Source organism: Kitasatospora sp. NPDC001664, assembly GCF_053596675.1.
In genome coordinates this window covers 34855-57381 of record NZ_JBSFGS010000017.1, presented here as the reverse complement: position 1 = coordinate 57381, position 22527 = coordinate 34855, and the positions used below count along the sequence as shown (strand labels likewise).

The window sequence follows — 22527 nt, the reverse complement described above, 5'->3', positions numbered from 1 at the left end:
GTGGTCCGGGGCGGGGGCGGTGGCGCGGGGCTCACCGCCCCCGGATGCCACGGATCAGGCGGAGGCGGCCTCGGTGCGGGCGATCAGGCTGGCCGGGCGCATGTCGGTCCAGTGCGCGTCCACGTAGTCGGTGCAGCCCTGGCGGCTGTCCTCGCCGTGCACCACGGTCCAGCCGGCCGGGACCTCGGCGAAGGCGGGCCAGAGCGAGTGCTGGTTCTCCTCGTTGACCAGCACGTAGTACTGGGCGGCGTCGTCCTCAAAGGGGTTGGTCGAGCTCATGGGGTTCTCCTCTGTGGCTGGAAGGGGGTGAGTGGGTGTCAGGACTGGCAGGTCGGGGCGTCCGCCACCGGTCCGGCCAGGAGTTCGGCGAGGGCGGCGACGGTGGGCCGGGCGAGCACGTCGCCCAGGCAGAGGTCGTTGCCCTCGAAGTCGGCCCGCAGGTGCTGGAGCAGCGCCATCGCGAGCAGGGAGTGGCCGCCGAGGTCGAAGAAGTTCTCGTCGATGCCGAGGTCCGGCAGTCCGAGCACGTCGGTGAAGGCGGAGTGCACCAGCACCTCGGCGTGGGTGCGCGGTGCCCGGACGGGGCCGGTGGCGGTGAAGTCCGCGCCGGTGGGTGCGGGGAGGGCCTTGCGGTCCAGCTTGCCGTTGACGGTCAGCGGGAGCGCGTCCAGCACCACGAACGCCGACGGGACCATGTAGTCCGGCAGACGCTCCGTCAGCATACGACGGACGGCGGCGGTCTCCACCCGCGCCCCGGCGGCCGGCACCAGGTAGGCGGCCAGGCGCTTCACGCCGGGAACGTCCTCCCGGACCACCACGGCGGCCTGGGCCACCGTCGGGTGGAGGGCGAGGGCGTCCTCGATCTCGCCCGGCTCGACCCGGTAACCCCGGATCTTCACCTGGTCGTCGACCCGGCCGAGGAAGTCCAGCAGCCCGTCCGGGCGCCAGGCGACCACGTCGCCGGTGCGGTACATCCGCGCGCCGGGCTCGCCGAACGGGTCGGCGACGAAGCGCTCGGCGGTCAGACCGGGGCGATTGAGGTAACCCCGGGCCAGGCCCACGCCGTTGACGTAGAGCTCACCGGGGACGCCGACCGGTACCGGGCGGAGCGAGCCGTCCAGTACATGGGCCCGGGTGTTCCAGATCGGACGGCCGACGGTCGCGGTGTCGGAGTCGCTGGTGCCCCCGCCGAGGGTGTTGATGGTGTACTCAGTCGGCCCGTACAGGTTGTACCCGAGTACCCCGGGGGTGGCGCGCAGCTTCGACCACAGGGTCTCCGCCACCGCCTCACCGCCCAGCAGCACCAGGGCCGGACGGTGCCGGTCCTCGTCCAAGAGGCCCTGGTCGACCAGCGCCTGGGCGTAGGACGGGGTGACGTTGATGACGTCGATCCGGTGCTCGGCGCAGTAGGCGGAGAGCGCCTCGGCGTCGCGGCGCAGCGCCTCGTCCATCACGTGCACCTCGTGGCCCTCGACCAGCCAGAGCAGCTCCTCCCACGACATGTCGAAGGAGAACGACACCGTGTGCGCGATCCGCAGCCGACGGCCACCGGCCAACTCGACCGTCGGATCGAAGATCGCCTCGCGGTGGTTCAGCTGCATGTTCGTCAGACCCCGGTACGGCGTGACGACGCCCTTCGGGCGGCCCGTCGAGCCCGAGGTGAAGATGACGTACGCCGGGAGGTCCTGATCGACCGTCACGCCCAAGGCGTCGGAGGACAGCCCGGCCAGCTCGGCCGCCACCGCCGGGTCGTCCAGCAGCACCGTCGCCGCGTACGCGGGCATCCGGGCCAGCGCGGTGGAGTCCGTGACCAGGACGACCGGCGCGGTGTCCTCGACCATGAAGGCGAGGCGGTCCTTCGGGTAGTCCAGCTCCAGCGGCAGGTACGCCGCGCCGGTGCGCAGCACCGCGAACAGCGCCGCCACCATCTCCAGCGAACGCGGCAGCCCCAGGGCCACCACCTTCTCCGGCCCGGCCCCGCGCGCCGTGAACAACCGCGCCAGCCGGTTCACCGTCGCGTCCAGCTCCGCGTACGTCCACGAGCGCTCTCCGGAGACCAGCGCGGTATCCGTCGGGACCAGCGAGGCCCGCTCGGCCAGCAGGTCCGCCACCGTGGCGTCGGGGAGCTCGCGGGCGGTTGCGGCCCACTCCCCCAGCACCAACTCCTGCTCACGGACCGTCAGCACGTCCAGTGACCCGATCCGGCGAGCCGGGTCGGCCGCGACCTGGGCCAGCACCGCGAGCAGCCGCTCCACCAGCGCCTCGGCGGTGCCCCGCTCGTAGAGGTCGGTGGCGTACTCGAAGGCGATGTCGATCTGCTCCTCGGAGGAGATCTCCTCGAAGTTGAAGTCCAGTTCGAACTTCACCGCGCCCAGCTCGAAGGGCAGGATGCGGCTCTTCAGACCGAGCAGGCTCCCCTCGCCCCCGGCGCTGTGCTGGTAGCCCAGCATCACCTGGAAGAGCGGGTGGCGGCCGGGCACCCGGGGCGGGTTGACGGCCTCCACCAGGCGGTCGAAGGGGAGGTCCTGGTGGGCGAAGGCGGCCAGGTCGGTGTCCCGGGTGTGGGCCAGCAGCTCGCTGAAGGTCGGGTCGCCGGCCAGGTCGTTGCGGAGCACGACGGTGTTGACGAAGAAGCCGACCAGCCCGTCCAGGGCGCTGTCCGAGCGTCCGGCCACCGGGGCGCCGAGCGGGATGTCGGTGCCGGCACCCAGGCGGTGCAGCAGGGTGGCCACGGCGGCCTGGAGCACCATGAAGGTGGTGGTGCCGGTGGCCTGGGCGGCGGCCCGCAGGCCGCGGTAGACGGCCGGCGGCACCTGGGCGTACACGGTGTCGCCCGCCAGGCGGGCGGTGGGCAGGCGCGGGTGGTCGGTCGGCAGCGGCAGCTCCTCGGGGAGGCCTGCCAGCGCCTCGCGCCAGTAGCCCGCCTGACGCTCCGCCAGATCCGTGGCTCCGTCCAGCAGCTCCTGCTGCCAGAGGGTGTAGTCGGCGTACTGCACCGGCAGCGGCGCCCAGCCGGGCTGCCCGCCGGTCAGGTGGGCGGCGTACGCCTGGTTCAGGTCCTCGATGAACGGGAGCATCGACCACTCGTCACCGGCGATGTGGTGGAACAGCAGCACCACCACGTGCTCGGCCTCGCCCAGCTCCAGCACCGAGACCCGGAGCGGGAGTTCGGCGGCCAGGTCGAAGCCGTACCGGACCTCGGCCTCGACGTCGGCGGTCAGCGTCTCCTCGGTGGAGCGGCGGACGTGCACCTCACCGGCCGGGGCCAGCACGGTCTGGAAGACCCCGCCGTCCCGCTCGGTGAAGACGGTGCGCAGGCTCTCGTGCCGCTCGGTGACTGAGCGGACGGCCGCCCGCAACGCGTCCAGGTCCAGCGCGCCGTTCACCCGGACCACCAGCGGGACGTTGTAGGTGGCGCCGGAACCGTCCAGATTTTGCAGGAACCACATCCGGCGCTGGGCGTGCGAGAGCGGGAGGTCGGCCGGGCGCTCGCGGCTGGTCAGGGCCGGGCGCGGGTCGGAGGTCTCGGTGCGCAGGGCCAGGCCGGCGGGGGTCGGGGCCTCGAAGAGGTCACGGACCGTCAGGCGGGTGCCCAGCGACGCCTTCACCTTGCCGACCAGGCGGGTGGCCAGCAAGGAGTGGCCGCCCAGCTCGAAGAAGTGCTGCTCGGGGCCGATCTCGGCCAGGCCGAGCACCTCGGCGAACAGCCCGCACAGCAGCTCCTCGCGGGCGTCGCGCGGGGCCCGCCCGGTGCCGGCACCGCCGGTCTCGGGGGCGGGCAGGGCGGCGCGGTCCAGCTTGCCGTTGACGGTCAGCGGGAGCGCGTCCAGCACCACGAAGGCGGCCGGCACCATGTACTCGGGCAGCCGGGCGGCGAGCTCGGCCCGGACGGCGGCCACCTCCACGGCGGCACCGGTGGCCGGCACCAGGTAGGCGGCCAGGCGCTTCACCCCGGGGGCGTCCTCCCGCACCACCACGGCGGCCTGAGCCACCGTCGGGTGCAGGGCGAGGGCGTCCTCGATCTCGCCCGGCTCGACCCGGTAGCCCCGGATCTTCACCTGGTCGTCGACCCGGCCCAGGAAGTCCAGCAGGCCGTCGCCGCGCCACCGCACCACGTCGCCGGTGCGGTACATCCGGGCGCCCGGCTCGCCGAACGGGTCGACGACGAAGCGCTCGGCGGTCAGACCGGGGCGGTTGAGGTAGCCGCGCGCCAGACCGACACCGGCCACGTACAGCTCCCCGGGGACGCCCACCGGGACGGGGCGCAGGAAGGAGTCGAGCACGTGGGCCCGGGTGTTCCAGATCGGACGGCCGACGGTCGCGGTCGCGGAGTCGGTGGTGCCGCCGCCGAGGGTGTTGATGGTGTACTCGGTCGGCCCGTACAGGTTGTACCCGAGTACCCCGGGGGTGTCGCGCAGCTTCGACCACAGGGTCTCCGCCACCGCCTCACCGCCCAGCAGCACCAGCGCCGGCCGGTGCCGGTCCTCGTCCAACAGACCGCAGTCCACCAGCGCCTGGGCGTAGGACGGCGTCACGTTGATGACGTCGATCGCCTGCGCGTCGAGGTAGTCCGCCAAGCCCTGGGCGTCACGGCGCTGCGCCTCGTCGAGGACGTGCACCTCGTGGCCCTCGACCAGCCAGAGCAGCTCCTCCCACGACATGTCGAAGGAGAACGACACCGTGTGCGCGATCCGCAGCCGACGGCCGCCGGCCAGCTCGACCGTCGGATCGAAGATCGCCTCGCGGTGGTTCAGCTGCATGTTCGTCAGACCCCGGTACGGCGTGACGACGCCCTTCGGGCGGCCCGTCGAGCCCGAGGTGAAGATGACGTACGCCGGGAGGTCCTGATCGACCGTCACGCCCAGGGCCTCGGGGGACATCCCGGCCAGCTCGGCGACCACCGCCGGGTCGTCGAGCAGCACCGTCGCCGCGTGCTCCGGCATCAGCGCGGCCGCCGTCGAGTCGGTCACCAGGACGACCGGGGCGGTGTCCTCGACCATGAAGGCCAAGCGGTCCTTCGGGTAGTCCAGCTCCAGCGGCAGGTACGCCGCACCGGTACGCAGCACCGCGAACAGCGCCGCCACCATCTCCAACGACCGCGGCAGCCCCAGCGCCACCACCCTCTCCGGCCCCGCCCCACGCGCCGTGAACAACCGCGCCAGCCGGTTCACCATCGCGTCCAACTCCGCGTACGACCACGACCGCGAGCCGAACACCAGCGCGGTCTCCGTCGGCACCAACGCGGCACGCTCCGCCAGCAGATCCGCCACCGTCGCGTCCGGCAGCTCCCGGCCGGTCTCCGCCCACTCCCCCAGCACCAGACCGCGCTCACGCACCGTCAGCACGTCCACGTCGCGCACCAGCAGGCCCGGGTCGGTGACCAGCGCGGTGACCAGCGCCACCATCCGCTCGGCGTGCTGCTCGACCGTCTCGCGGTCGAAGACGTCGGGGCGGTACTTGAACTCGAAGTCCAGCACCTCGCCAGGGTTGGTGATGAAGATCAGCGGAAGGTGGGTGGCGTCCACGTCGGCGATCTGCCGGACGCCGAGCGCGGCCCGGATCCGGTCCCGCAGCTCGTCGTCGGCGGGGGTGTTGCGGACCACCTGGAGGGTGTCGAAGAGCCGGCCGAGGCCGGTGTCGCGCTGGATCTCGCCGAGGCCGGTCTGGTGGTGGGGCAGCAGCTCGGTCTGCTCCCGCTGGAGCCGGGCCAGGAAGTCGGCGACCCGCTCGCCGCCGTCCAGCCGGGCCCGGACCGGCACGGTGTTGAGGAACATGCCGATGGTGGCGTCGATGCCGGGCAGCTCGGCCGGGCGGCCGGAGACGGTGGCACCGAAGACCACGTCCTGACGGCCGGTCAGTCCGGCCAGCAGCAGCGCCCAGGCGCCGGAGACCACGGTGTTCAGCGTCAGGCCGTGGGCCCGGGCGTACCCGGCCAGGCGGGCGGAGAGCTCCGGGGAGAGGGCGGCGGTGACCTGCTCGGGCAGCAGGGCGGCGCGCTCGCGGGCCTGCGGGGCCAGCAGGGTGGCCTCCTCCAGTCCGGCCAGCGCGCTGCGCCAGGCGGCCCGGCCCTGCTCCTGGTCCTGGGCGGTGAGCCACCGCAGGAAGTCCCGGTAGGGCAGGCCGGGTTCCGGCAGCGCGGGGCCGTCGGTGCTGCCGGTCAGGCCGAGGTGGCAGCGGGTCAGCAGCTCCTGGAGCACCAGGCCGGCCGACCAGCCGTCCCAGAGCAGGGCGTGGTTGGTGAGCAGGATGCGCTGGCCGCCGTCGGGGGCGAGCACCGAGACCACCCGCAGCAGCGGCGGGTTGGCCAGGTCGAAGCGGGTGTGCGCCTCGGCCTCGACCAGGCGGGCGAGTTCGGCCTCGAAGGCGCTCTCGTCCAGCGCCGACAGGTCGGCCTCGGTGAGCGGCACCTCGACCAGGCGCGGCAGGAAGGCGACCGGGCGGTCCAGCGCGTCGGCCAGGAAACCGGCCCGCAGGTTGGGGTGCTGCTCCAGCAGCCCGGCCAGCGCGCCGTGCAGCACGGCGAGCGGGACCCGGGTGGACAGCGAGATGACGTCCCGTGAGGTGTAGACGTCGATGCCCTGGTCGTCGTACCCGGCCTCGAAGAGCAGGCCCTGCTGGAGCGGGGAGACCGGCCAGAGCTCGGCCACCTCCAGCTTGGGCACGGCGGCGGCCGCGAGCCGCAGCTCCGCCTCGGTGGCGGCGGGGAGTTCGGGCAGCTCGGGCCCGGCCTCGGCGCTCTCCCGCCGGTCGGCGAGGGCGGCCAGGGCGGCGGGGGTGCGGAGCTCGAAGACGTCGCGCGGGCTGAGGGCGAGGCCCTCGGCGCGGGCGGCACCGACCAGCCGGATCGAGGAGATCGAGTCACCGCCGAGGCGGAAGAAGTCGGCGTCGGCGCCGGTCTCCGGCAGGCCGAGCACCTCGGCGAACAGCTCGCAGAGCAGCTCCTCGGTCTCGGTCTCGGCGGCCCGGGCGCCGCTCTCGCCGGTGAAGTCGAGGGCGAGCGCGGCCAGCGCGGCCCGGTCGAGCTTGCCGCTGATGTTCAGCGGCAGCGCGTCCAGCACGGCGAAGGCGGACGGCACCATGTACTCGGGCAGCCGGGCCGCGAGCGCGGCGTGCAGCTCGTCCGGGGTGGGCGCGGCCGCACCGGCGGCGGGCACCACGTAGGCGGCGATCCGGCGGACGGCGCCGGGGAGCACCAGCACGGCGGCCTGCGCGAGGCCGGGCAGCTCGGTCAGGGCGGCCTCGATCTCGCCGGGCTCGATCCGGTGGCCGCGGATCTTCACCTGGTCGTCGGTGCGGCCGAGGTACTCGATCACGCCGTCGGCGCGGAGGCGCACCAGGTCGCCGGTGCGGTACATGCGCTCGCCCTCGGCGAAGGGGTCGGCGACGAAGCGCTCGGCCGTCAGGCCGGGCCGGTCCAGGTAGCCGCGGGCCAACTGCGGTCCCGCCAGGTACAGTTCGCCGACCGCGCCGGCCGGGGCGGTCCGCAGCAGGCCGTCGAGCACGTACGCGCGGGAGCCGCGCAGCGGGCGGCCGACCACCGGCTCCGGGGTGTCGGCCAGATCGGCGAGCAGGGCGTCGACGGTGGCCTCGGTGGGGCCGTAGTAGTTGAGCGCGGTCAGGCCGGGCACGGCGCGCAGCTCGGTCCAGAGCGGCTCGGGCAGCGCCTCGCCGCCGAGCAGCAGCACCGAGGGGCGGTGACCGCCCGTCAGCAGGCCGCTGTCGATCAGTTGGCGGGTGTAGCTGGGGGTGTTGTCGAGCACGTCGATCCGCTCGGCCCCGACGTACGCCACCACGGCCTCGGCGTCGCGGCGGTCGGCCTCGCCGAGCAGGTGCAGCTGGTGGCCGCCGAGCAGCCAGAGCAGCTGGTCCCAGCTGGAGTCGAAGGCGAACGAGGCGGTGCCGAGCACCCGCAGCCGGCGGCCGGCGGCCACCTCGGCGAACGGGCCGCCGAGGTGCTCCTCGGCGAGCGTGCCGAGGCCCCGGTGGGTGATCACCACGCCCTTGGGGCGGCCGGTGGAGCCGGAGGTGTGGATGACGTAGGCGGGGGCGTCCTGATCGACCGTCACGGCCGGGGCGGTGGCGGGCAGGGCGGCCAGCTCGGTGGTGACGGCCGGGTCGTCCAGCAGCAGGACGGTGGCGCCGGGGACGGCGGGCAGGCGGTGGGCGACCGCGCGGGTGGTGAGCACCACGGCGGGGCGGGTGTCCGCCAGCAGGTCGGCCAGGCGCTCGTCCGGGTGGTCCAGGTCCAGCGGCAGGTAGGCGCCGCCGGCCCGGAGGGTGGCCAGGATCGCGGTGACGGCCTCGGCGGACCGGGGCAGCGCCAGCGCGGCGATCCGCTCGGCGCCCAGGCCTGCGGCGACCAGCAGGTGGGCCAGGCGGCTCGCCGCGCCGTCGAGTTCGACGAAGGACAGCTCGGCGGTGCCGCCCGCCAGGGCCGGGGCCACCAGCGCGCGGTCGTGCGGGGTGGCGGCGGCATGCGCGGCCAGGCGCTGGGTGACGGGGGCGGCCGGGACGGCCAGCGGGCCGCCGGAGACGGCGTCGGGCAGCGCGGCGCGCTCGTCCGCGGTGAGCAGGTCGAGCCGGGCCAGCGGGGTGTCCGGGTCGGCGGCGAAGGCGGCCAGCAGGGCGAGGAAGCGCCGGGCGGCGAGGGCGGCCTCGGCGGGGGTGAACAGGTCGGTGCGGTGGTCGAGTTCGATCCGCAGCTCGCTGCCGGGCAGCAGGGTGAGGCCGAGCGGGTAGTGGGTGGCGTCCCGGGCGCCGAGGCCGGTGATCGCCAGCCCGGCGGGCGCGCCGAAGGACTCGGCGAGGCCCTCGCCGCTGCCCTGGTAGTTCTCCACCACCAGCAGGGTGTCGAAGAGCGGGCCCTCGGCGGCGGCCTGCTTCTGGATCGCGGCCAGGCCCAGGTGCTGATGGGCCATCAGGGCGGCCTGCTCGCGCTGCACCCGGGCGGTGGCGCCGGCCAGCGTGTCGGTGGCCGAGAGCCGGACCCGGACGGGCACGGTGTTGATGAAGAGGCCGACCATGCCCTCCGCGCCCGGCAGGTCGTCGGGGCGGCCGGAGACGGTGGTGCCGAAGACCACGTCGGCGGTGCCGGTGAGCGAGCCGAGCTGCACGGCCCAGAGGGTGTGAGCGAGGTTGCCGAGGGTCAGGCCGCGGGAGCGGGCGGCGGCGGTCACCGCGGCGGACAGCTCGGGCCCGGCGGTGAGCTCCACGGTGGCGGTGGGCACGGCGGAGACGGCGGGGCCGACGGGGTGCGGCTGGTCGAAGCCGGCCAGCGCCTCGGCCCAGGCGGCCTCGGCGGCGGCGGTGTCCCGGGTGGCGAGCAGGGCGAGGTGGTCCCGGTACGGGCGCACCGGCGGCAGGACGGCGGGGTCGCCGTACGAGCCGTAGAGCGCCAGCAGCTCGCGGACCAGGATCGGCATCGACCAGCCGTCCAGCAACAGGTGGTGACAGGTGATCACCAGCCGCGCGGTCTCCGCGCCGAGCCGGGCCAGGGTGAGCCGCAGCAGCGGCGGGGCGGAGAGGTCGAAGCGGCGCTGCCGGTCCTCGGTCATCGCCGCGTCCAGGGCCGCCTCCCGGGCCTGTCCGGCGAACGCGGTCAGATCGGCCTCGCGCAGCGGGGTGGCCACGGTGCGCGGGACGAACTGGACCACCGCCTCCGGGTCCTCGTACCAGAACCCGGCCCGCAGGTTCGCGTGCCGCACGAGCAGCGCGTCCACGGCGGCGGCCAGCCGGACGGTGTCGACGTCCCCGGCCAGGTCAAGGTGCGACTGCACCACGTAGACGTCCTGCGCGGTGTCGTCGTAGAGGGCGTGGAAGAGCAGGCCCTCCTGGAGCGAGGACAGCGGATAGACGTCCTCCAGGTCGGACATGGCCGGCTGCTGGTCGGTCGGTTCGGCGGAGTTCGTCACGGTGCTCTCGGTGCTCTCGGTGTTCTCGGTGTTCTCGGTACGGACAGGGCGGTCGGGGGCGGTCACGGGCGGCGCCTGCGACTCGGGCGGGCGCCGCCGCGCAGGCGGGCCTCCAGGCGGTCGATCTGGGCCTGCTTGAGGCTGACCAGGCCGAGGTCGGAGGGGGTGAGCCCACCGGCCCCGTCGCCTGCGCCGTGCCGGGCCAGCGCGTCCAGCGCGGCGAACCAGCCCTCGGCCAGCGCCTCGGCCTGAGCGGTGGTCAGCAGCGCCTCGGGCCAGCTGAGTTCGACGGCCAGCTCGGGGCGCCCGTCCGGGCCGCCCTGCACCACGGCGTCGATCTCCAGCGGGTACCCGGCGGCCTGGGCCGGGTCGGGCCCGGCCGCGGCGGTCACCACGGCGCGCTCGTCGGCCGGGGCGAACGGCCAGCCGCCGAGCGGGGCTCCGGCGCCGTCCAGCCGACCGCGGTAGTTGAACAGCACCTCGGAGCGGCGGGCCCCGGCCAGCAGGGCTGCGGTCTGCGGGTTGAGGTGGCGCAGCAGGCCGAAGCCGAACCCCTTGTCGGGGGCGGACCGCAGCTGCTCCTTGACCTGCTTGAGCACGCGACCGGCCTGCTCGCCGCCGGCGAGCGCGGCCGCCGGGTCGAGCCCGGCCAGATCGAGCCGGACGGGGTGCACGGTGGTCAACCAGCCGACGGTGCGCGCCAGATCGGGCGCGGGCACCCCGGTCAGCTCGGCGCCCCGGCCGTGGCCCTCCAGGTCGATCCGGAGGACGGGGGCGGCCTGCGGGTGGGCGGCTGCGGCGCCGAGCACCAGCCCGGCCAGCAGCACCTCGTCCACGCCCGCGTTGAAGGCCTGCGGCAGCTCGGCGAGCAGCGGTGCGGTGCGGTCGGCGGAGAGCGTCCGGCGCAGGGTGCGCAGGGTCGAGACGGTGTCCCGCTCCTGATCGGCGGCCAGCTCCCCGAGCGGACCGGCCGGGCCGGCCAGCGCAGTGCGCCAGTACGCGGCCTCGGTCACCCGGGGGCGGCGGTGCGCCTCGGCCAGCAGGGCGCGGGCCCAGTCGGCGATGCCGTACGCCTCCGGCTCGACGACGGGGGCGAGCCCGGCGGCGGCCCGGGCGTAGCCGTCGGCCAGTTCGGGCAGCAGGGTGCGCCAGGAGACGCCGTCCACGGCGAGGTGGTGGACCGTCAGCAGCAGCCGGCCCTCCTGCGGTCCGGCGTCGAACCAGACCGCCCGCAGCACCCGGCCGCTGTCCGGGTCCAGCCCGGCGGCGGCCCGGTCGGCCTCGGCGGCCAGGGCCCCGAGGCCGGTGACCACCCGGAGCGTCGCCGGGTCGGCGACGGCCGGGGCCTGGGCGGCGGGCAGCACCTCCTGGGTCCACACCCCGTCGGTGCGGTCCAGCTTCAGCCGCAGCGCCGGGTGGTTCGTGGCGAGGGCGGCCAGCGCGGTGCGCAGGGCCCGCTCGTCCAGCCCGGCCGGGACGGTGAGCAGCACCGACTGGTTGAAGCGGTCGATCGGCCCGCCGCGCTCGCGCAGCCAGTGGACCACCGGCAGCACGGGCAGCTCGCCGTCCTGCGCCACCGGGAGCAAGGCCGCTGACGGTGCGTCGGCCACACCGGTGGCGGCCGCGGCCAGGGCGGCCGGGGTCGGGTGGGTGAAGACGTCCTTGGCGGTGATCTCCAGCCCGGCCTTGCGGGCCTTGCTGACCAGCTGGATGGAGACGATGGAGTCGCCGCCGAGAGCGAAGAAGTTCTCGTCCTCGCCGACCGAGTCCAGGCCGAGCACCTCCGCGAAGACCCGGGCCATCGCGGCGGCGGGCTTCCCGCTCGGGGCGGCGGCCACCGGACCGCGCGCGGGGTCGGGCAGTGCCTTGCGGTCCAGCTTGCCGTTGACGCTCAGCGGCAGCGCATCCAGCACGGTGACCACGGCGGGCACCAGGTGCTCGGGCAGGGCGGCGGCCAGGGCGGACCGCACGGCGGCCGGGTCGACGGCACCGGTGACGTAGCCGAGCAGCTGCCGGGCGCCGCCCTCGGTGAGGGCGCGGGCGGTGACGGCGGCCTGGGCGACACCCGGCACGGCGGCCAACGCGGCCTCCACCTCGCCGAGTTCGATCCGGAAGCCGCGGATCTTCACCTGGTCGTCGGTGCGGCCGAGGTACTCCACCTCGCCGTCGATCCGGCGGCGCACCAGGTCACCCGTGCGGTACATCCGGCCACCGGCCCCGAAGGGGTCGGCGACGAAGCGGCCGGCCGTCAGCCCGGGGCGGCCGAGGTAACCGCGGGCCAGCTGGACGCCGGCCAGGTAGAGCTCACCGGGGACGCCGACCGGCACCGGCCGTAGCCGGGCGTCCAGCACGTACAGCTTGGTGTTCCAGACCGGGCGGCCGATCGGGACGGTGCCCGCCCCCGCCCACGCCCGGTGATAGGTGACGTCCACGGCCGCCTCGGTGGGGCCGTAGAGGTTGTGCAGCTCGATCTGCGGCCAGAGCGCGGCGAAGCGGTCGACGGCCGTGGCGGGCAGCGCCTCGCCGGAGCAGAACACCTTCCGCACGCCGGTGAAGCCGTCCCGCAGCGCCGGGTCCTGCTCGGCGGCGGCGGTGAAGGCGGTCAGCATCGACGGCACGAAGTGACAGGCCGTCACCCCGGCGGTGGCGGCGAGCCCGGCCAGGTAGACCGGGTCGCGGTGGCCGCCGGGGCGGGCGAGCACCACCCGGGCGCCGGTGACCAGCGGGAGGAAGAACTCCCAGACCGAGACGTCGAAGCTGGCCGGGGTCTTCTGCAGGATCCGGTCCTCGGCGGTGACGCGGTAGACCTCGGCCATCCAGTCGAGCCGGTTGACGATGGCCCGGTGGGTGACCAGCACGCCCTTGGGGCGGCCGGTGGAGCCGGAGGTGAAGATGACGTACGCGCCGTGGTCCGGGCCGGGGGCGGCGGGCTCGGCCTGCGGGCCGTCGGCGTCCACCGCCAGCAGCGGCGCCCCGGGCAGCGCGGGGAGCTCCACGCCCGGCACGGTGAGCACGGCGACGGGCGCGGCGTCCTCGACCATCGCGGCCAGCCGCTCGGCCGGGTACTCGGTGTCCAGCGGCAGATACGCGGCACCGGACTTGAGCACGCCCACCAGGGCCACCATCAGCTCGGCCGAGCGCGGCACCGCGACGGCCACGATCCGGTCCGGTCCGGCGCCCCGGGCGGCCAGCACCCGGGCCAGCCTCCCCGCCCGCTCGTCCAGCTGACGGTAGGTCAGGGTGGCGCCCTCGAAGTCCACCGCGACGGCCTCGGGGGTGGCGGCCACCCGCTCGGCGATCCGGGTCAGCAGGGTGCCGTCCCGGACCTCGCGGTCGGTGGCGTTCCACTCCCCCGCCAGGCCCCGGCGCTCCTGCGCGGAGAGCGGCTCGATCAGGGCCGCCTCCCGGCCGGGCGCGGCCAGCGCGGCCGTGAGCACGGCCAGCAGGCGCTCGCCGAACAGCCGGGCGGTCGCGCGGTCGAAGAGGTCCTCCGCGTGGATCACGGTGAGCTCGGTGCGGGAGCCGTCGGCCGACTCGGCGAAGTTCAGCGCCAGGTCGAAGCGGGCGGCGTGCACCGGGTCGGGCAGCAGCTCGGTACGGGCGCCGAACAGGCCGGTGTGCCCCTCGCCGGCCTTGCGGTGCTGCACCATCACCTGGAACAGCGGGTGCCGGCCGAGCGAGCGCTCGGGGTTGACGATCTCCACCAGCCGGTCGAACGGCAGGTCCTGGTGCGCCAGCGCGCCGAACACCACGTCCCGGCTGCGCTCCACCAGGTGGTCGAAGCTCGGGGCGCCACCGAGGTCGTGACGGAGCACCAGGGTGTTGACGAAGAACCCGACCACCGACTCCACCGCCTCGTCGGTGCGCCCGGCGACGGGGGTGCCGAGGGCGACGTCCGTCGTCCCGGCCAGCGTGCCGAGCAGCAGCGCGGCGGCGGCCTGGGTGACCACGAAGGGGGTGACGCCGCGTCGGCGGGCGTAGGCCAGCAGTTCGGTGTGCAGCGCCTCGGGCAGCGCCAGCCGGACGGCGCCGCCGCGCCCGCTCGGCTCGGTCGGCCGGGGCCGGTCGGTGGGCAGCGCCAACTCAGCGGGGAGAGCGTCCAGTTGCCGGGACCAGTAGGCGCCCTGCTGGGCAGCCGGGCCCTCGCTCGCGGCCAGTAGCTCGGCCTGCCAGAGCGCGAAGTCGGCGTACTGGAGCGGCAGCGGGGCGAAGCCGGGCTCGGTGCCGGCCAGCCGGGCCGCGTACGCCTGGTCGAGCTCGCGCAGCAGCACGCCCTCCGACCACTCGTCACCGGCGATGTGGTGCACCGCGATGCTCAGCACGTGCCGCTCGGGCCCGGTGGTGAGCAGGGTGGCGCGGACCGGGATCTCCTCGGCCAGCTCGAAGGCGTACGCCCCGGCGGCGGCCACCGCACGCGACAGCCGGTGCACGGTGGTCTCCTCCACCGCGAACGGCACCCCGGCCCGAGCGGGCGTCAGGATCCGCTGGAACGGGCGGCCGTCGCGGTCCGGGAAGACGGTGCGCAGCGCCTCGTGCCGGGCCACCACGTCGCCGAAGGCGGCGCGCAGGGCCTCGCTGTCCAGCGGGCCGTCGATCCGCACCGCGCACGGGATGGTGTAGGCGGCGGTGGCGCCGTCCAGGCGGTACTGGAACCAGAGCCGGGCCTGCGCGGCGGAGAGCGGCAGCAGCTCCGGGCGCGGGCGGTCGGTCGGGCCGGGGCGCCCCGCGGCGGCCGTCGCCAGGCGGGTGGCGAGGGCGGCGGGGGTGCGGGTCTCGAACAGGTCCCGGACGGCGGTCTCCACGCCGAGCCCGGCGCGCAGGCGGCCGGTGACGCGGGTGGCGAGCAGCGAGTGGCCGCCGAGCGCGAAGAAGTCCTCGTCCGGACCGACCGCGGGCAGGCCGAGCACCTCGGCGAAGACCGAGCAGACCAGCGCCTCCCGCTCGTCCCGGGGCGGCCGGCCGGCCGCCGCGGCGTAGGCGGCGGCGTCCGGCGCGGGCAAGGCCTGGCGGTCCAGCTTGCCGTTGACGTTCAGCGGCAGCCGGTCCAGCGCCACGATCGCGGAGGGCACCAGGTACTCGGGCAGGGTGGTGGCCAGCGCCTTGCGCAGCACGGCGGTGTCCAGCTCCGCGGGGGCGGCGTAGCCGACCAGGCGCTTGGCCCCGCCCGGGGCGGGCAGCACCAGCACGGCGGCCTGGGTGACCCCGGGCAGCGCGGCCAGCGCGGCCTCAACCTCGCCGGGCTCGACCCGGAAGCCGCGGATCTTCACCTGGTCGTCGCCCCGGCCGAGGTAGTCCAGCGTGCCGTCGGGGCGGTGGCGGACCAGGTCGCCGGTGCGGTACATCCGGGTGCCGGGGTCGCCGTACGGGTCGGCGGTGAAGCGCGCGGCGGTCAGCGCCGGGCGGTTGCCGTAGCCGCGGGCCAGGCCGGGGCCCGCGATGTAGAGCTCACCGGCCACCCCGGCGGGCACCGGGCGCAGACGTGAATCCAGCACGTAGACCCGGGTGTTGCCGATCGGGCGGCCGACGGACGGGGTCGGGCTGTCGGCCAGGTCGGCGCCGAGGGTGTCCACCGTGTACTCGGTCGGGCCGTAGAAGTTGTGGCCGATCACGCCCTCGGTCTCCCGCAGCCGGGTCCAGAGCGCCTCGTCCACCGCCTCGCCGCCGACCAGGAAGAGCAGCGGCCGGTGCGCCGGGTCGTCCAGCAGGCCGCACTCGACCAGCTGGCGGCCGAAGGACGGGGTGACGTCCAGGGTGTCGATCCGGTCGGCCAGCAGACGGGCCGTCAGCGCCTCCGGGTCGCGGCGCAGCTCCTCGCCGTAGACGTGCAGCTCGTGCCCGGTGAGCAGCCAGAGCAGCTGCTCCCAGGACGAGTCGAAGGAGAACGACGCGGTGTGCGCGGCCCGCAGGCGCCGGCCCCCGGCCGCCTCGACGGCGCGGGCGAAGACCGTGGCGGCGTGGTGCTCCAGCATGTTGGCCAGGCCCCGGTGCGGCACCTGGACGCCCTTGGGGCGGCCGGTGGAACCGGAGGTGTGGATGACGTAGGCGAGGTCGTCGGGGTGCGGGGCCACCGGCTCGGCCGACAGCTCGCCCAGACGCTCCGTCAGCACCGGGCCGAGCCCGTACGCGTCGAGGACGGGCAGGCGCTCGGCCACCTCGGCGGTGGTCAGGGTGAGCAGCGGCTCGGCGTCCTCCAGCATCAGGGCGACGCGCTCGGCCGGGTGGTCCAGGTCCACCGGCAGGTAGGCGGCGCCGGACTTCAGCACGCCCAGCAGGGCGGCGACCGACTCGGCGGAGCGCGGCAGCGCGAGGGCGACCACGGTGCCGGGGCGGGCGCCCAGGGCCGCCAGGTGACGGGCGGTCAGCTCGGCGCGGGCGGCCAGCTCGGCGAAGGTGAGGCGCTGCTCGCCGCAGACCACGGCGAGGGCCTCGGGGGTGGTGGCGGCGGTGGCCGCGAAGACGTCCAACACGGTGCCGCCGGGCAGCGGGCGGGTGGTGGCGTTCCAGCCGTCCAGCAGCTGGGCTCGCTCGGCGGGGTCGAGGATCTCCAGCGCGCCGACGGGGGTGCGCGGGTGCTCGGCGAGCGTGGTGAGCAGGCGCAGCAGGCGGGCACCGACGGCGGCGGCCTGGGCGTCGGTGAAGACGTCGGGGCGGTACTCGACGGTGAGCTGCGGGTGCTCGCCGGGCAGGGTGAGCACGGTCAGCGGGTAGTGGGTGGCGCCCCGGTGGGTGAGGCCGGCGACCCGGAGCTCACGGGCCGTCAGGGCGTTCGGGTCGACGGGGTAGTTCTCCACCACCAGCAGGGTGTCGAACAGCGTGCCGTGCCCGGCGAGGGCCTGGATCTCGGCGAGGCCGAGCAGCTGGTGGTCGAGCAGCGCGGACTGGGCCGTCTGAAGGCGGGCCAGCGCCTCCACCACCGGCTCGTCCTCGCGCGGGGCGAAGCGCACCGGCACGGTGTTGGAGAACAGGCCGACCATCGACTCCACGCCCGGCAGGTCGGCGGGGCGGCCGGAGACGGTGGCGCCGAACACCACGTCGGCGCGGCCGGTGAGGCGGGTCAGCAGGATCGCCCAGGCGCCCTGGACCAGGGTGTTGAGGGTCAGTCCGTGGGTGCGGGCGGTGGCGGTGAGGGCGGCGGCCAGCTCGGGGCCGATCGGGAGCTCCAGCTCCCGGCCCGGGGCCGAGCCGGCGGCCGGGGCCCCGAGCGCGTCGGCCAGCAGGGTCGGGCCCTCCAGGCCGGCCAGCGCCGCGCTCCAGGCGGCGGAGTCGGCGGCCTGGTCCCGGCCGGCCAGCCGCTCCAGGTGGCGGGCGTAGGGGGTGGTGGCGGGCAGCGCGGCGAGCTCGGTACCGCCGTAGGCGGCGAACAGCTCGCGCAGCAGCACCGGCATCGACCAGCCATCGATGACGGTGTGGTGACGGGTCAGCACCAGGTGACGGTGGTCGGCGCCGAGGGTGACCAGGGCGCAGCGGACCAGGGGCGGCGCCGTGAGGTCGAAGCGGCGGGCGGCTTCCTGCTGCTCGATCTCGGCGAGCGCGGCGGCCTGCCGGTCGGCGGGCAGGGCGGTCAGATCGTGGTGGGTCCACGGGACGGTGACCTGACGGGCGATCAGCTGGACGGGGCGGCCGAGGGCGTCGGTGCTGAAGGAGGCGCGCAGCGCGGCGTGCCGGTTGACGACGCCGTCCACGGCGGCGGCGAGGCGCTCCTGGTCGAGCGGGCCGCGCAGCTGGAGGGAGGTGAGCGAGGTGTAGAGGTCGTCGGCGTCCTCGGTGCGCTGCTGCTCGGCGTGGAACAGCAGGCCCTCCTGGAGCGGGGAGAGCGGCAGCACGTCCTCGGCCCCAGGGTGGGCGGCGAGCAGGCGCTCGCGCTGCTCGGGGTCGAGCAGGGGGCGCTGCTCGGTCTCCACGGGCGCGGTCGCGGCCTCGACGGCGGCGGAGATCCCGGCGACGGTGCGGCGCTCGAAGACCACGCGGGGCGTGATGGCGTACCCGGCCCGGCGGGCCCGGCTGCCCAGCTGGATGGCGGAGATGGAGTCGCCGCCGAGGGTGAAGAAGTTCTCGTCCACGCCGAGTTCGGCGAGGCCGAGCACCTCCTTGACCAGGTCGGCGATCACCCGCTCGGTCTCGGTCCGGGGCGCCCGGCCGGCGGTCGCGGTGAGCTCCGGGTCCGGCAGGGCCCGGCGGTCGATCTTGCCGTTGGCGGTCAGCGGGAAGGCGTCCAGCACCAGGATCGCGGCGGGGACCATGTACTCGGGCAGGGCAGCGGCCAGGTCGGCGCGCAGAGCGGCCGGGTCGGCCTCGGTGCCGGTCACGTAGGCGACCAGCTGCGGGCGGCCGGGGGCGGTCTCGCGGACGGCGGCGACGGCGCGGGTGACGCCCGGACGGGCCGTCAGGGCGGCCTCCACCTCGCCGAGTTCGATCCGGAAGCCGCGCAGCTTGACCTGGTCGTCCACCCGGGAGAGGAAGTGCAGCGCGCCGTCGGGGGTGCGGCGCACCAGGTCACCGGTGCGGTACATCCGCTCCCCCGGGGCGAACGGGTCGGCGACGAACCTGCCGGCGGTCAGGCCGGGGCGGCCCAGGTAGCCGCGGGCCAGCTGCTCACCGGCGAGGTAGAGCTCCCCCGGGACACCGGGCGGGACGGGCCGCAGGGCGCCGTCCAGGACGTGGGCCCTGGTCCCGGCGAACGGGACGCCGATGCCGGGCACACCGGTGTGGTCGGGCGTCAGCTCGGCGGAGGTGGCCCAGATGGTCACCTCCGTCGGGCCGTACACGTTGGTCACCCGCCGGGTGGCCCGGGCCAGCCGCTCGGCCAGCTCGGCGGGCAGCGCCTCGCCGCCGACCAGCGCGTGCACCCCGGCCAGCGCCTCGTACGCGCCGCCCGCAGCCTCGGCCGACTCCGCCGCCTCGGTCAGCAGCAGGTGCCACAGGGTGGGCGTCGCCTGCAGCACCTTCGGACGGTGCTCCTGCACCAGCGCGCCGAGCGCGGCCGGGTCGAGCACGGTGTCGCGGTCGGCCAGCACCAGGGTGGCGCCGGTGGTCAGCGGGCCGTGCAGCTCCAGGCCCGCGATGTCGAAGGACACCGTGGTGACGGCCACCAGGGAGTCCCCCGGGCCGAGTTCGAGCTGCGGGCGCATCGCGGCCAGGAAGGCTGCCAGTGCCCCGTGCTCCACCACCACGCCCTTGGGCTTGCCGGTGGAGCCGGAAGTGTGGATGACGTACGCGGGCTCGGCCGGGTCCGGCGCGGCAATGGGGGCCGGAGGCAGAGCGGCCAGCTCGGCGACGGTGGCCGGGTCGTCCAGCACGACCACCGGCAGGCCGGCCGGCACCAAGCGGGCCGCCTCCGCCGTGGTGACGGCGCAGACCGGGTGGGCGTCCTCGGCCATGTAGGCGAGGCGGTCGGCCGGGTAGTCGAGGTCCATCGGCAGGTAGGCGCCGCCGGCCCGGAGCACGGCGAGCGCGGCCACCGGCAGCGCGGTGCTCCTCGGCAGCGCCAGCGCCACGAACCGCCCGGCCGCCCCGCGTCCGGCGAGCAGCGCGGCCAGCCGGCCCACCCGCTCGTCCAGCTGACCGTACGTCAGGGTGCCGTCCACGGCGCTCACCGCGGTTGCCTCCGGCGCGACAGCGGCCCGCTCGGCAAACAGCTCCACCACCGACCGGACGTCCGCCGGACGGCCGGTCGCGTTCCACCCGTCGAGCGCCGCCTGCTCCGCCCCGGTCAGCAGCGGCAGGTCCCGCAGCGCCCGCCCGGGCGCCTCGGCCAGCGCCACCAGCAGCGCGGCGCACCGCTCGGCGTGGGCGGCCAGCTCCTCGGCGGTGTACAGCGCGGGGTTGGCGTCGAACTCCAGGGCGATCACGTCGTCCGGGCTCTTGGTCACGGCCAACTGGAGGTCGTCCACCGGGCCGGCCGCGAGGTTGACGGTGCGTCCGGCCACCCCGGCGAAGTCCAGCGCGAGGTCGAACGGCTTGATGTTCAACAGCGGCCCGTAGAGCCGCTGTTCGGCCCCGACCAGGCCCAGTTCGCGGCGCAGCTCCTCGCCCCGGTGGTGCTGGTGGCGGCGGGCCTCCTTGAGCACGGCGGCAGCCCGGCGGAGCAGTGCGGTGAAGTCCTCGCCGCCGTCCACCGGCAGCCGCAGCGGGAGGATGTTGACGGCGGTGCCGGCCACCCGCAGGGTGCCGGGGGCGGTGCGGGCCATGAAGTGGGTGCCGATGACCGGCTCGACGCTGCCGGTCATCCGGTGCAGGTAGGCGGCGTACCCGGCGGTGGCGGCCTCGGCCCAGGTGGCCTTGGCGGTGCGGGCGGCGGCCAGCACGGCGGCCGACTGAGCGGCCGTCAGCTCCAGCCGGTGGCGGAGCACGGTGGCCGAGGCCGGGGCGGTGAGCTCGGTCAGCCCGGGGGCGCCGGGCAGGTCGGCGAAGCGGGCCGTCCAGTAGGCGCGGTCCTCGGCGGCCTGCGGGGAGGCCAGGTAGGCGGCCTCGGCCTCGGCGAGCACGGCCGCCGGCCGCAGCGGCGAGGGTCCGGGCTCCTGCCCGGCGGCCAGCCCGCTGTACACCTCGGCCACCCGGCGGGTGAGCATCGCCACCGCGTAGCCGTCCACCGCCAGGTGGTGGAACCACTGGAAGAGCAGGTGCCGCTGCTCACCGGTCCGGGCCAGCAGCGCGCCTGGCTTCGGGCCGTCCCCCGCCAACTCGACCGGCCGCGCCAGGAGTTCGCGCACCACGGCGATCGCGGCGGCGTCCGGGTCCCCGGCCGTCCGGGTGTCCAACCGCTCCAACCGCCACGCCTCGGCGTCGAAGACCGGCGGCAGCCGGAAGGCGGCGCCGTCCCGCTCGGCGAGCCGGAAGTCCAGGCCCTCGGCCTCGGCGAGCACCTGCCGCAGCGCCCGCTCCAGCAGGGCGGCGTCCACCGGTCCGTCGAGCTCGACGTACTGGCCGACGTTGTAGCAGGGGTTCTCCGGGTCGATCCGCTGGGCGGCCAGCACGCCCGCCTCGGCCGCGGTGAGCGGCAGGGCGGCCTGCGCGGTGGTCTCCGTCGGCTGGGTGCTGGCCTCTGCCATGGTCGGTCTCTCCGGGGGTGCGGTGCGGGAGTTGCGGGGCGCGGCCCGGCCGTGGTGCGGGCGCGTGCGGGGGCCGGGCGGCCGCCACTGCTCGGCGGCCGCCCGGGGTCTCGCGGAGGGCTAGAGGCCCTTGAGGACGGTCTCGATCTGGTTCAGCACGTCGATCGAGGTGCCGTACCGGTCGGTGGTGGCGTAGCCGACCGGCACGACCTTCCCGGCCTTCACGGCCTTGAGGTTCTGCCAGGAGGGCTGCTTCTCCAGGTCCTTGGTGTCCTGCGGCACCTGGCCGGTGGCCACGGTCTTGGGCACCAGGATGACGTCCGCGTCGCCGAGCACGTCCAGCTTCTCGGTCGAGTAGGTGACCTCGTGCTCCTTGTCGTCCGCCGAGGCGGTGGAGAACTGGGCGCCCGCGTCGGCCAGCACCCGGCCGACCCAGCTGGTCCTGGTGTCGACCAGGAACTCGCCACCGCCGTAGGAGGAGGCGATGGTCCACTTCACCGAGTTGAGCTTGCCGGCGTAGTCGGCCTTGAGCTTGGCGGCCTTGGCCTCGTAGTCCGACTTCAGCTTCTTGAACTCGGCCTCCTTGCCCACGGCGGTGGCGATCTTCTCCTGCGCGTTCAGCAGGTCGACCGGCTTGTCCACGGCGAAGTACAGCACCGGGGCGCCGAGGCCCTCCAGCTTCTTGATCCCCCAGTCGAAGGCGCTGGCGCCCTCGACCACGATCAGGTCCGGGCGGAGCGAGGCGATCTTCTCGATGTTGAGCTCGACGCCGGAGCCGATCGGCTCGATCTTCGCCGCCGCCTCCTTCTGGGTCGGCAGCAGCTCGACCGGGTTGTTCTCATCGAGGGTCGAGGTGCCGACCGGCTGGACACCGAGGTCGAGCAGCGCGCCGGTGGCGTACGAGACGGTGACGATCCGCTCGACCTTCGCCGGGACGGTGACGGTGCCGTTGGTGGCCTGGACGGTCTTCGGAGCAGCGGCGGAGGCCTTGGCGTCGCCGGAGGTGCTCGCGTCCTTGGCGGCGTCGGAGCCGCAGGCGGCCAGCGAGAGCACCGCGGCGGCCGTGGCGGCGGCGGCGATTCTGCGGCTGGTCAGGACACGGGTGTTCATGGTTCTCCTAGATGGGGGGAGGTGCGAGGTGCAGTGCTGACGGCGGGTCAGGGCGCGAGGGCGGCGGCCCAGCCGGCCAGGGTGGGGGTGGGGGAGAGTTCGACCAGGTCGGCGAAGCCGAGGGTGGCCCCGCGGGTGCGCCAGGTCTCCACCAGGCTCATCAGCCGGATCGAGTCCAGCCCGAGGTCCCGCAGGTCGTCCTCGTCCCCGATCGCCTCCGGCTCCTCGCCGAGCACCTCGGCGAGATCGGCCCGCAGGCTCTCCAGATCGAGTCCAGGCATCGCGCAATCCGTTCGTTGGTAGTGGTCACCCCAGGGGCGCGAGGCTCTGCTGATGTGCGGCTCCGCCGCGCGGGCGCGCAGCAGCAAGGCATGCCCCGGTTGCCGGGTACGGGCGTTCACTTGCAAGTGGCTCTCCGCACCCGGCGATCGGGCCACTTTCTTCCGCTGCGCGCCCGC

The 22527-nt window shown here is 75.3% G+C and carries 5 protein-coding genes; all 5 read right to left on the bottom strand.

From position 1 onward, the window contains the following. Positions 1-54: 54 nt before the first annotated feature. Positions 55-279 (bottom strand): MbtH family protein, encoded by a 225-nt coding sequence (locus tag ACWCYY_RS23850; protein WP_380149775.1) that lies wholly within the window; start codon positions 277-279, stop codon positions 55-57. 38 nt (positions 280-317) lie between these two features. Then, positions 318-9977 carry an amino acid adenylation domain-containing protein gene (locus tag ACWCYY_RS23845; RefSeq protein WP_449797173.1) on the bottom strand — a complete coding sequence of 3220 codons (9660 nt, stop codon included), beginning with the start codon at positions 9975-9977 and terminating at the stop codon, positions 318-320. Further along, positions 9974-20959 (bottom strand): amino acid adenylation domain-containing protein, encoded by a 10986-nt coding sequence (locus ACWCYY_RS23840; RefSeq protein WP_449797172.1) that lies wholly within the window; start codon positions 20957-20959, stop codon positions 9974-9976. The genes ACWCYY_RS23845 and ACWCYY_RS23840 overlap by 4 nt, the downstream gene beginning before the upstream one ends. Before the next feature lie 120 nt (positions 20960-21079). Then, complete coding sequence (locus ACWCYY_RS23835) at positions 21080-22069, bottom strand: ABC transporter substrate-binding protein (protein ID WP_449797171.1); 990 nt, start codon at positions 22067-22069, stop codon at positions 21080-21082. 47 nt (positions 22070-22116) lie between these two features. Continuing rightward, entirely contained in the window at positions 22117-22350 is a 234-nt protein-coding gene (locus ACWCYY_RS23830) for a phosphopantetheine-binding protein (protein ID WP_449797170.1), read from the bottom strand. Between the last annotated feature and the right edge of the window lie 177 nt (positions 22351-22527).